Here is a 12,243-nt window from a genome sequence, read left to right on the forward strand (position 1 = left end):
ATATTTGGCTAAGAGATCAATACTCGAGAGCATGAGCTTTGAGATGGAATTACTAATTATATAGCGGGTGCTAGGTAGATTAAATTATGAAAGACGAAAGTAAGAAGCAAGCGATTCGCTTACTTCTTACCTTAAACCTATTAGACCGCCAGTTCTGTCATTGCGCCAAAGACCATGAACAACCCTACCAATCCAACAATAGGTAGCTTCACGGTTTTCAATAACCACACACCTACAATGATCAGAGCGAAATCTAAGCCACTACTCACTGCACTTGTGAAGATGGGTTGATATAGCGCTGCCAATAACAAACCTACAACCGCCGCATTCACACCTGTAAGTGCCCCGGCCACTAAAGGTTTGCTTGCAATCGCCTGCCAGTTCTTCAGTACACCCAGTAGCAATAAGAAGCCCGGTAAGAACACAGCAATCGTTGCGAGTAGGGCGCCGGTGATCGGTGCTGATGGCATCAACACATAACCTAGATAAGTGGCTAACGTAAACATCGGGCCTGGTACTGCTTGCGCCGCTGCATAACCTGTTAGGAAGGCATCTTGAGACAGTTGGTCGCCAATACCATTTTGTAGCAGCGGAAGTACCACATGGCCGCCACCAAATACTAGGCTGCCTGCTTGATAGAACAGGCCAAACACTTCAATGCCTTGAGAGTAAGCACTGAATAGAGGCACGCCAACCAGTAAAGCAACAAAAATCACGAGAGGCGTTACCGATATTTTTTGTGTTGAAGGTATCGTTTTTAGCTCTTGTGAGGTTAAGAACTTACTGCCAACCATAGCTGCAAATATTAGAACCAACACTTGAGGCCAGATCCCTGGAATCAAAAGCAAAATAATGGCGGTAATGACACACAGCGCGGTTGCGATTTTCGATTGGCAAAAGTTTTTGTACATACCGAAAGTGGCATCAGCAACAACCACAACGGCAAGTAATTTAAGCCCGTGAATGATTGAGATGAACAGCGGAGCTTCCAACAACTGGTTACTCACTAGAGCCAATATCAGCATTAGAATGACAGATGGAGAAGTGAACCCCACAAATGCTGCAATCGCACCAGTTAAGCCACCTTTTTTGTATCCGACAGCGAAGCCAACTTGACTTGAGCCTGGGCCCGGAAGAAATTGACTGAGGGCGACAATTTGCCCGTACTCTTCGTCGGACAACCAATTCAGTTTCTCAACAAATGTCTTACGGAAGTAGCCAATGTGTGCTGCAGGTCCACCGAAGCTAATCCAGCCAAGCCAGAAAAAGGTTTTAAAAATTGAAAGCATGATCGATTCCAGATAAATGTTTAGCGTAATTTAGGTGGAGTTGAACTATGATTCAAATTAATTGTTTTAATTATAATTATGAATGATATGGGTTTTGTTTTATGGCTGATTTTAACTGGAAAGGGATTGACCTTAACTTGTTGATTGCACTGCAGGCGTTGTATAAAACCAACAGCGTTAGCAAGGCCGCTGAACGCTGTTATATCAGCCAATCCGCGATGAGTCATAGCTTACAAAGGCTCCGGAAGTTGTTTGATGACCCTTTGTTTGAGCGTGTGGGTAGCAAGATGGAGGCGACAGACCGAGCCATCGAATTATCCAGTACCGTCGAAGCACTACTAAATACCATCCAGTCAGAGGTACTGCTGTCTAAATCGTTTGATGCAGAGACTTATAAAGGGACTTGGAAGATAGGTCTCACTGATTATGCCGAGCAGATGTTCGCTCCAATATTGTTTGATCTTATTAAGCAATCCTCTCCTTACTCCCAAGTAGCGTTGTTCAATGTAAACCGGAGTAACTACCAGCAAGTCTTTGAAGATGCCAAGCTTGATATGACGATAGGCAGCTTTGGTGAGGTACCAAAGCAATATCGAACAAAGCATTTGTATACGGAGCAGCATGTTTGTTTACTTGATCAATCGATTCTATCTATTGACGACCCGATGTCGCTAGAACAATTTGTTGCTGTCGAGCACGCACTCGTTTCTCCTGCCGGAGCTTTAACAACGGGAGTTGATATTCGTTTGGCTGAATTAGGACTTAGCCGGAAAGTGGCTGTAGCTTCCAGTAACTTTTTAACAGTAAAACGGCTCATTCGTGGTAGAGAATTACTTTGTATTGTTCCCAAGCTTGTCGCGCGTAAGGATATTGATAGTGAAGAAACCTTGTTGGCTGTGAAACCACCGATTGATGTTCCAGATTTTGATATCCAGCTTGTTTATAGGAAAGCTAAGCATTTAGATGATAAAAATAAGCTACTTAGAAAATTGATTACTAATACGGTCTCATCTGTGGTTTCCGAATAGTTTATCGTGCCGGTTAGTTGCCAATTTTATATGAATTAACTTGAGAAAAATCCGGCTTATTATAAGAACCCGACTATACTTAATTTACGACTTAAAGCAGTCGTAAAGAATAGACTTTTTGATTTACCTAAGTAAAAGAATGGTTATATCCTCATGATGTAGCTGAAAAAACTGCCAGGCTAAACGGACTTAGTTGGTCTTAAAAGCGCTAGCTCCCCCTAGCGCTTTTCTCTTTTGGTCGAGATAAATTTAGGCGTATCAACAACAACCTAAAAAGAGAATCGAGTCCATTTCTTCGCTCGCCAGCGATAAGCCATGATGACTCCACGGAACCACTCGTCCATCGCGATTGCCATCCAAGCGCCAAATACCCCATACCCCCAATGCACACCAAGTAAATAGCTCATGGCAACCCCAATGCCCCACATGCTGAGAATGCCCATTTTGATCGGGAATTTAATGTCGCCAGCTGCCTTTAGACAAGAGATAAAGATCAGGTTAAATACTCGGCCAGCCTCAAGAATGATGGAGCCCGCAATCAGTGCGGCAGCCAGCGCAATGATCTCTGGATCTTGCGTGAACAGATCGAGAATGTCGAAACGGAACACATAAACAATGCTGGTAATCGTCGTTGAAGCGATAAAACCAACCACAAAGTAACGTTGCACGCGGTTGGTAATCTCGTCGATCCAGCCCTTACCAATGTAATAACCAGTTTGGATTTGGCTACCTTGACCAATTGCCAGTGCAAATGCAAAAGAGAGGCGAGCGATGTTTTGTGCGTAAGTAAACGCAGCCAGTGAAGACGTACCCATCTGCACGACAAAGAAGGTAATGCTGATCTGAGCCATATTATAAGAGAGCACTTCTCCTGCGTTCATCGAGCCGATCTTAATGATTTTTTGATAGATGGCTTTAGGCACAGATTTAAACTGCTTCACTGGTAGGTCAATGCCTTTGCTTCTAACCACACCAATCAAGATCAACATCCCGATCACTTGGCTAATTACGGTCGCGGTCGCAACCCCTTGCACGCCGTATACAGGCAAACCAAAAGGTTGATATAGGGCACAGTAGTTACCGATTACATTGATGACACCTGCAATCATGTTGATCACCATCGGTGACTTTGAATAGCCATGGCTTCTTAGAATTGTGGTGAGAACCACACCTATGGTTACATTGAAAGTGAGAGCACCACTGATGAACAGGTATTCTTGCGCGTACTGTTCGACTTGAGGCTCGAGTTGATAGAGCGGGATAAAATATTCAGCAACAAGAACTGCAATAACACTCAGTAGCACACCGGCAATAATGGCCAGAATGATGCTCGCTACACCCACGTGAGCGCTCTCTTGAGTGCGAGAGGCACCGTTGTATTGCGCGATTAAAATCCCCGTACCACTGCTGACCATGGTCGAGACAATGATCAGAAAAAAGGATATCTGAGAAATAACACCAACGGCAGACACTGCTTTGTCTGAGTATCCCGATAACATGAAGACATCACTGGTGTTGAGTGCAGTTCTTAGAAGAACTTCGATAAAAATTGGCCAGGTGAGCGCAACGATTCCCATACGTTTATTTAGGGTGGAACCAGCATTAGGCATTTAGGTTTTCTCAAAAAAGGGGTAGGCGACACTATAGTTTAGCGATTATTTAATAAACGCATATCAAATTAATGTCCGGAAGACTAATAAGGATAAATAAAATTCGAATAAGTCTTCAGAGCCCAATGTTTCTGTGTGAGTGATAAAATTTTTGAGCGGAGTTTTATAGCAAGAGTACTCTTTGTTTTTAGTGAATAAAAGCTTGTCTGTGCTTGCGGAGTACAGCGAACAGAGTAAAAGGATCATAGTAGGCCAAATAGTTTAAGAACTTGTTTGTTCGATTATTTGGCTTCAGGTGTAAAAAAGGCACTCAGCGAGATACTGAGTGCCAAAGCCTGAAATTTATGAGGTTATCTTTTCATTGAATTTCAGAAGACAGGTATAGATTTGGTTTACTCTGCGTCGGTAAAGAAATCGTTGTACAGCATGTATAGGTGAGCCGCACTCCAAGAGAAGTTTGGTGCGCCTTGTTGTTCACCGTTCAATGGGTTGTAGTTCTCACGAATTGGCCCGTCTTGTACCAAACCATCAGCATGGTCGAAGAATGCACCTGCCATTTCAATCGCATCGTCACGGTAGCCGTAGCTGTCCATGCCTTTTAGGCCGAAGTAGAACTGATCTACCCATACACGTCCACGCCAGTAAATATCTGGGCCAAATGCTGGGCTCGATAGTGCTGCAGTACCCAATGGAACGTAGGTGTTGAACTCAGAGGTATCTTTCATCACTGAGACAACAGCATCAGCGTGATCTTGAGTCGCTGCACCGTTGAACAGTGGTGACCAACCTTCAGGGCCTTTGCCTCGCTCTACAATCGGTTTACCCGCACAGCCGTTCGCCAATGGTTTGTCTTCAATGCGAATGTCGTAGAAGAAGTTTGTGCTCTCATCGAACATACAAGTGTTGATGTAGTTCGATAGATGTTCAGCTTTTTCACGGAACTCTTTCGCTTCGGCATCTTTGCCCAAAATGTCAGCCATTTCCGCTAGGTACTTGTTATCGCTGTACATGTAGCTTGCTTGGTCAACCGACTCTTGCAGCAGTGAGTAGCCTAGTAGTGTGCCGTCTTCAGCGCGGTTTTGAGCGAACTCAACATCCCAATCACTGCGCTTGCCGCCGTTAGCAACGTATGCGTCTAGCTGATCTTTATCGATGAAACCAAAAGCGGCTGCATCATCACGACCTGATTCCCAAGACGCTGCCGTTTGAGCTGGGCTTTCGATGTAATCGTAGTTACCTTCAGCGACGACTTTATCTAGTGCTGCTTGGCCTACGACGGTTTCATGTTTGTCGCCACGAACCACGGTGAAGTACATTTCGCCTTCAGGTGTGTTGTGTGCTTTGTCGCGCGCTGCGCCATATTCTGGAACACCGTTGCCGTTGTTATCACGGTTGCGTAGCCACCAATCATGGTATGCCACTAGCTTTGGATACATCTCTTCAAGCCAAGCTTCATCGCTGGTGGTCTTGTAGACCTCCATTACCGCCCAAGCCGCTAAGCTTGGTTTGGTATTACGTTCGTTCCAGTTACCACCGTCGCCGCCGCGTTCTGGGCTTAGGTTGTAAGCCAATAGATCTGGCACGTAGCCTTCATCCCATGGGCGAACGGCATCGTCAGCCTGAATCTGGTAAGCGAACATCGCGCGGATGTTGTCTTTCGCCACATCTGGGTTGAAGTGAGCCATTGCGTAAGCTTGTTTCCACGTGTCCCACGGCCAAGTTTGGTTGCCCGAGAACCAACGCGCCGTTACTGATGGTGTAACTGAATCAAACTCCATTGCACCTGCCGCACCACGCCAGTTACCGTTTAATGTTTCCATCGCTTTAACCGCAACTCGTTCTTGCTCAGGCGTTGCGTTCGGGTTGGTTAAACCCATCTCAAGATAGCCTTCCCAACGTTCTGCAGACGCAGCTAAAAAGTCGGTAGGGTTTGCCATGATCTTTTTGATTTCAGGCTGTTCCGCTTGTGCTTCTTCTGCCGTTAACACGTGCGAGTATGTGGTGTAGATGGTGGTTGATTCTTCAATGCTTGCGGTTGAAGTAAACGTTAGGCCATCGATCTTGGTTTGGGTTGGAATAGACTTATGAACTTGGTACTCAGACTCACCTGAGGTTAGTAGATCCCACGTTGAACGTACTTTACCGAAAGTCACCTTTAAACCATCGTCGGTTGCAACGATTTGGCGGTTGTATTCAGGGTAGGTTTCCGCAATAGTTTTATCAGTTTGCGCTACGCCTTCTTTCGCGTGTGTTTTTTCAAGCAGTTCACCGTCCCACACTAACTCAACTGGCGAGTCAGTGGTGATTTTCGTTTCTAGCAGAGAGGTACGGTTAGAAACAAAACGCATCGTCATCTCTACTGTCACATCGTCAGCTTTCAGCGTCTGAACTAATGCGCCCGGCAGGCTGTAAGCTTCCATGGTGAAAGCCACTTTTTTGCCATCTTTGAACACGCTTAGGCGGTCAAAGTTATCAGCCATGAAGTTGATGTATTCTTCGGTAAGCAGTGCAGTACCTGGGAAGCCGCCCATACCTTCAGCAGTATCTGGTAGTAGGTGACCGTGCCATGCGCCAAGGTCGAAGAATGGGTTAAAACGTTGGTGGTCATCGAAGTCGTAGTCACGCATGTATTCTGGTGAGCCAGTGCGGTCGATAACATTCTTAAATTCGTTAGCTTGCAGTTGTTCTGAGCCAGAGTTTGATGCACAACCAGTAACAACAAGTGCTGCACCGATAGCGAGAGCTGCGAATGATTTATTCAGTTTCATGATGAGTTCCTGTTATTACCAGTAGAAGTATTGCATTGCGAACACTTGCGCGTCGCCGATTTCAGTATCGCTGCCTACGCCAAAGCGGCTATCGAAGGCAGTCGCAAATGCGCCGTTGCCGTATTCGTACCAAACGCCAGCATTGATGTAAGAGGTGATTTCTTTTTCACCGTTGTCGCCGTCGAAGTTTGCGTAGTTGTAGGCTGCTGATAGGTATACGCCTTGTGCTGCCTCGTACCATGCACTGGTTTGAATGCCAGACTCACTACCGAAAGACTCTTGGTTACCCTTGTCTGTATCGTGCCAAACACGTGCAGCAACATTTTTGTATTCAGCACCCAATAGGAATAGCTCTCCGCCATCGTTATTACGGACTTCACCGCCACCCATTAATGTTAGGTCATCAGTGAGGTCATATTGTAAGTAACCATTGACCATGGCGTTCTTGTCTTTCCATTGGTCTGCAAAGCTATCGTATTTACCGAAATGGATAAGAGCGTCATCTTCAGAGAAGTCAGACTCAGGAGCGAAAGAAACGCTGTAGCGAAGCTTGCCTTCTAAGTTTTGAATTTTGACCCCTACGTTTACATCGCGAGTGTTAGAGATTGCATAACCGTATTCGACGGTTGCATCGCCCCACCATTGAACGTCATCCAGTGAAGAGTCCATACGACCAACAATAAACTCTGTTTTGTTATCTGTGCGGTAGCCAGCGTAGAAGCGGTTAAAACCACCTTCAAAGCCACCCCAACCATGACCCGTTGCCCATGCATTGCCTTCATCGTCGGCTTGTACTGTCCAACCTTCCATATATGCAAGACCAAACCAGTTGCCATGCTCGATAGCGAGACCTGCTTCGATGTATGTACCGTCCGCGTAGCGACCCTTGTCATCACCTTCTAATGCAACGTGACCACCTAGACCAAGCTCACCATAAAAGTTAAATAGAGTTTGTGAGGCAGCTTCAGGGGGCTGAGTGTCACTATGATTTGCCGCTGATTCTTCAGCGTTTGCATTAGCAGTTAAGGCAGCAAGAATACAACTTGTAATAAGAGTGTTTTTAGTAAAACTAAATTTCATTTTATTCACTTCTATGTCGGGTTAATAAATGAAGGCTCGTAGGCAGTCTTGACTTCTAATATGGGGTGCTCTTAAGGCGTATTGGTCAGGTTACTTACGATCGCAAAACCGATATTAATGATAATTTTGATGTTTAAAATTAATTAGGGTCAAAAGTGTGATCTATTTTTAGTAAATGTTTACCTTGTTTTTATTTTGACTTTAAGTTGAATTTGCAGAGGCATGGTTGGGGTTGCAGGTATTCAGGTTGTGAATCATTTTATGGGTGGTTAGATTGCTGACTCGAATATCTTCTTTCTTGAATGGCTTTGGTGAAAATGGGGGATTGAGTGGAAATGTACCCACAAATAAAAAGGCACTCGCCAAATGGGAGTGCCTTAAGTTTCAATCAGAATGTGGGGTCAAACTAAGCATTCGCCGCTTCAGGTTTTGCTTCTAGTTTCTTCTCTTCTGGAGATAAGCTTTTTTCGTATTGACCGTACTTCCACCATGCGTAGCCAAGGAAGATCACAATCCCGCCCACGTTGTAGAAGATGATGGTCATGATGTCTGCGCCCGTTGGGAAGGTTGATGCAAAGAAACCAACCGTAAAGATAGCGATAAGAATCGACACTGCGGTGATACCTACTCGGCGAGAACCCATACGGAAGTCACGAGGTAGATGGTCAAGTTTTACACGTAGGTGCAGGTAAGCAATCATGATGAACAGTGGTGGCAACATAGAGGCTGCGGCTGTCATATTGATGATGGTGCTCATTAAGTCTTGTACTGTGTCCGACGCCAGTGTTGGGATGAACATCAGTGGAATTACGATGAAGAACTGAACCCAAGCCGCACGCTCTGGAACGCCTTGTTTGTTAAGTGCGACGGTTTTCTCGCCGAAGATGCCTTTAGGGATTTCAGAGAAGAAAATCTTAACTGGTGTTGCTGTCCACATCAGTAGAGAACCCAGCATAGCTGTGAATGAAACCACACCAACGAAACGGTTCATCAAGATTTCAGACAGTCCAAAGTGTCTTGCTAGACCTTCAAAAACTTGAACTGAGCCGCCAGTAAATTTAAGTTCTTCACGAGCAACAAATACGTTTGCTAACACAGATCCTACCGAGTAAAGCGCACCAATGAAGATACCCGCGATGATGATAACTTTAACAAAAGATTTGTGACCGCCTTTGATGTCGTTAACGTAAACCGCTACCGATTCTGCACCGCCTGCCGCCATGAAGATCCAAGTGATTACACCAAGGAACGCCCAGTTAAAACTTGGTGTCATGGCTTCGATGGTGATTGGGTCTGCTGGCTCGATACCGCCTACCAAAGCACCACCAGATAGCAAGATGTAAGACATTGTTAGTAGCAGCATCAGTGATGATGTTAGTGATGTGATAGGGCCCAGTAATTTCGCACCGTTGTTAGAAATATGAGTCGCGACCGCAAACAAAATGGTACTTAGAATTGCGGTGGTCATTGGCGTGAATATGTATTCAAAACCTAAGAACGCATACGACGCATAAGCGATGATTCTAGGTAGCAGAGAGGTGAAGAAGAACAGGTTAACAAACCAGTATGTGTAAGCCGATATAAACGCCCAGCGGCCGCCTAGCGAGCTTTTAACCCAAGAATAAACACCCGCTTCAGAGTCTTTATTCAGTGACACAAACTCTGCAACGATCAAACAAAATGGCACAAAGTAAAAGATGGTTGCTAGAAAGAACATCGGAGCCGAAGAAAGGCCGATCTCGATGTTGTTATTAATGATGTTATTGAAGCTATATACCGCCGCGAAGGTCATAGACAGTAGGGCAAATTTGCCTATCGTACTGCGTTTATTTTCGGACATGATGTTCTCCGGTGAATCACGTTGATGATCGTTATAACTTGGTCCTAGAGAGGGAAGCTCTAGACCGCACTTTTATTGTTATGTTGGTTTGGCAAACACCCGCTTTGTTTTGTCAGGGTTGGCTCATTGTTGTTTTTATAGATTTACGATCGGACTTCTTTGGGCTTTTTCTCTCTGGCGTTTCAGTAAAGTTATTACCAAAATAAAGAATTAAAGATTAAGGCGTCCATTGAAGAGATTGCTTGTTTCATAATCGACGATTTATAAGGCTTGTAGGGGCGTTGTGTCGCTTTTTTTATATGAATTAGTTTGTCTCTTCAGCAAGAAGATTAAAGATTAAGCGGCGGGAAGTTAATCGAAATTGATCAAATATGTGACCTTGGGTAAGTAAATTTAGTTAATGTTTTACCTTTGTTTTCATTCGAGTTTTATTACCTATTAATTGGTGTTTTTCGTGAACTGAAATCTTGACGGAATGCCGTTTTTATTTCTTTGGTTTGTTATTTAATTATCTGATTTAAAACAAAAAAAGCGCCTTGCTAGGCGCTTTAAAAGTTGGGGGTAATGCAGAGTGCTACGATTGCTTAGCTGTTGCTAGCTTTGCCTCTTTACCAGCTTGCTTCTTTTCAAAGCGAGAGATCCACCACCATGCAATACCAGAGAATACCGCTGTCATGAATACGTTGATGAAGAAGGCTTGAACAAGGTCAACACCAGTCGGGAATGCCGATGCTGTCATGCTCACAACGAAGATACCAATAAGTACCGATACAACAGCCATACCTTGAACTCGAGTACCCATACGGAAATCACGTGGTGTGTCGTCGTGTTTCAAGCGGAACACAAAGTAAGCCACCATGATGAAGATTGGCGGTAACATTGCGGTACCTGCTGTTAGGTTGATTGCTGTGTTCATCATGTCTTGTACTGATTCAGAGCCGAAGCCGTTAACCACAAGCATCACGAATACAAACGCGAACTGCCACCAAGCAGCACGTACTGGCACGCCGTGTTCGTTAAGCTCTGTTGTCTTCTCGCCGTAAACACCTTTAGGAATTTCAGAGAAGTGAATTTTTACTGGAGCTGCTGTCCACATCATCATCGAACCGAACATAGCAACGAATAGGATAATACCGACGAAGCGACCCGTTAGAGATTGTGAAATGTCGAAGTAGTTCGCCATACCTGTGAAGATTTCAACCATGCCGCCAGCGTAGGTCAATTCATCACGAGCAACGAATACGTTTACTAGAAGAGAGCCAACTGCGTACATTGCGCCGATTGCGATACCCGCACCAATGATAACCTTGATGAAAGACTTGTGACCGCCCTTAACATCGTTTAGGTAAGCGGCTGCGGTTTCTGCACCACCGGCTGCTTGGAAGATCCAACACATGATACCTAGCGTTGCCCAGTTGATGGTCGGTGTCATTGCTTCAAGCGTGATTGGTTCTACTGGTTCATGGTTGCCGCCGAGTGCCATTAGTGCACCGATAACGTAGATTGCAAATAGAGCGAATACACCGTATGCCACGATCTCGGCAATTTTACCTAACCAGCTCGCGCCTTTGGTTGAGATGTGTGTCGCTGCTGCAAACAGAGCAATCGAGATGGCCGATGTCACGACTGGCGAGAAGGCGTATTCATAGCCCAACATCGCGTAAGACGCATATGCGATTACGTTTGGTAGCAGAGATACAAACCAGAAAAGGTTTACGAACCAATATAGGAACGAACCTAGGTAGGCAGCTTTTGAGCCTAGCGGTTTTTTAAGCCAGTCATACATGCCTGACTCAGAATTTTTATTTGCGGATACGAATTCAGCAATGATGAATACGAATGGAATGAAGTAAATAAGAGTTGCGAGCAAAAAGATAGGGGCTGAACTCAATCCCAATTCGATGTTGTTGTTTACAATGTTGCGAACGTTAAATACCGCTGCAAATGTCATGGAGAGTAAGGCAAATTTACCTAACTTACCGCGTACAGATTCAGACATAGTGTCCTCCAAGGGTCACGTAATTATAGTCGTTATTTCTTTAAGCTTCCTTGTAGGGAAGAAGCGTAAAGGCGTTATGCAGTGTGACTGAGCCTTGAACGGCAAGGCTCGGTACACACTGTGAATAGATTTTGTTGCTGCTTTCAGTTGTTTAGCTTCGGTAGCTTAGTTACGGTTACTTATTAAGGAAGTAACCGTCTTCGATAGTCACTTTCAGCACTACTTTGCGAACTCGGTTATCACCGTGAAAGCGGTAAGCTTTGCTGTTATCAAAGATCGCGACTTGACCTTCAATCAACTCGCGAGTCTCGCCGTTACCCAGTAGGTGTTCACGGTCGGTTTCATCGCTGTAAGCTTGGGTCTGTTCAAGTTGAGACTTAGCTGCAAACTCAACGGTTTCACGACCTTCCAAGTAGTAATGAACATCGAAATAACGTCGGTTTCCGGTGAAGTTGTCTGTGTTACGAGCCACACCGTCTTCAATCATGTAAGCCAGTGAGTCACCAATCGAATACATCACGCCATCTTTGATGTTGCCGATGTTTTCAATCGCTTCTACACAGCGTTGCCATTTACGACCGTCGCGGTAAACGACTTTAAATTGCTCTAGGTTGTCTAAAACGATCATC

At 44.9% G+C, this 12,243-nt stretch carries 8 protein-coding genes; 1 reads left to right on the top strand and 7 read right to left on the bottom strand.

Annotated elements, in window-relative coordinates:
- Positions 1–140: 140 nt before the first annotated feature.
- Complete coding sequence (gene chrA, locus FTW16_RS18090) at positions 141–1,289, bottom strand: chromate efflux transporter (RefSeq protein ID WP_146492044.1); 1,149 nt, start codon at positions 1,287–1,289, stop codon at positions 141–143.
- Between the two features lie 101 nt (positions 1,290–1,390).
- On the opposite strand from chrA, the gene FTW16_RS18095 reads away from it, so the two are divergent.
- Complete coding sequence (locus FTW16_RS18095; RefSeq protein WP_146492045.1) at positions 1,391–2,317, top strand: LysR family transcriptional regulator; 927 nt, start codon at positions 1,391–1,393, stop codon at positions 2,315–2,317.
- A gap of 269 nt (positions 2,318–2,586) precedes the next feature.
- Here FTW16_RS18095 and FTW16_RS18100 read toward each other — a convergent pair whose 3' ends face one another.
- The 6 genes from FTW16_RS18100 to FTW16_RS18125 form a co-directional block, all read right to left on the bottom strand.
- Positions 2,587–3,927: an MATE family efflux transporter gene (locus FTW16_RS18100; protein ID WP_146492046.1), complete on the bottom strand. Its 1,341-nt coding sequence runs from the start codon at positions 3,925–3,927 to the stop codon at positions 2,587–2,589.
- A 392-nt stretch (positions 3,928–4,319) separates the two neighbouring features.
- Positions 4,320–6,695 carry an alpha-glucosidase gene (ygjK, locus tag FTW16_RS18105; protein ID WP_146492047.1) on the bottom strand — a complete coding sequence of 792 codons (2,376 nt, stop codon included), beginning with the start codon at positions 6,693–6,695 and terminating at the stop codon, positions 4,320–4,322.
- A gap of 15 nt (positions 6,696–6,710) precedes the next feature.
- The gene (gene ygjJ, locus FTW16_RS18110; RefSeq protein WP_146492048.1) at positions 6,711–7,775 is read right to left on the bottom strand and encodes a protein YgjJ; all 1,065 of its coding nucleotides are present in this window, start codon (positions 7,773–7,775) and stop codon (positions 6,711–6,713) included.
- Between the two features lie 406 nt (positions 7,776–8,181).
- Positions 8,182–9,615 carry an amino acid permease gene (locus FTW16_RS18115; RefSeq protein WP_086715307.1) on the bottom strand — a complete coding sequence of 478 codons (1,434 nt, stop codon included), beginning with the start codon at positions 9,613–9,615 and terminating at the stop codon, positions 8,182–8,184.
- A 574-nt stretch (positions 9,616–10,189) separates the two neighbouring features.
- Positions 10,190–11,614 (bottom strand): amino acid permease, encoded by a 1,425-nt coding sequence (locus FTW16_RS18120; protein WP_146492049.1) that lies wholly within the window; start codon positions 11,612–11,614, stop codon positions 10,190–10,192.
- Between the two features lie 175 nt (positions 11,615–11,789).
- Positions 11,790–12,242, bottom strand: coding sequence for a beta-galactosidase subunit beta (locus FTW16_RS18125; protein WP_146492050.1), 453 nt, complete (start codon positions 12,240–12,242; stop codon positions 11,790–11,792).
- Position 12,243 lies beyond the last annotated feature (1 nt).

It is taken from the genome of Vibrio sp. T20, assembly GCF_007858795.1.
Classification (GTDB): domain Bacteria; phylum Pseudomonadota; class Gammaproteobacteria; order Enterobacterales; family Vibrionaceae; genus Vibrio; species Vibrio satsumensis.

Coding starts and splice junctions, on each gene's coding strand:
- FTW16_RS18125 (WP_146492050.1), bottom strand. CDS start 12,242: ATGATCGTTTTAGACAACCTAGAGCAATTTAAAGTCGTTTACCGCGAC.
- ygjJ (WP_146492048.1), bottom strand. CDS start 7,775: ATGAAATTTAGTTTTACTAAAAACACTCTTATTACAAGTTGTATTCTT.
- chrA (WP_146492044.1), bottom strand. CDS start 1,289: ATGCTTTCAATTTTTAAAACCTTTTTCTGGCTTGGCTGGATTAGCTTC.
- FTW16_RS18100 (WP_146492046.1), bottom strand. CDS start 3,927: ATGCCTAATGCTGGTTCCACCCTAAATAAACGTATGGGAATCGTTGCG.
- FTW16_RS18095 (WP_146492045.1), top strand. CDS start 1,391: ATGGCTGATTTTAACTGGAAAGGGATTGACCTTAACTTGTTGATTGCA.
- FTW16_RS18115 (WP_086715307.1), bottom strand. CDS start 9,615: ATGTCCGAAAATAAACGCAGTACGATAGGCAAATTTGCCCTACTGTCT.
- ygjK (WP_146492047.1), bottom strand. CDS start 6,695: ATGAAACTGAATAAATCATTCGCAGCTCTCGCTATCGGTGCAGCACTT.
- FTW16_RS18120 (WP_146492049.1), bottom strand. CDS start 11,614: ATGTCTGAATCTGTACGCGGTAAGTTAGGTAAATTTGCCTTACTCTCC.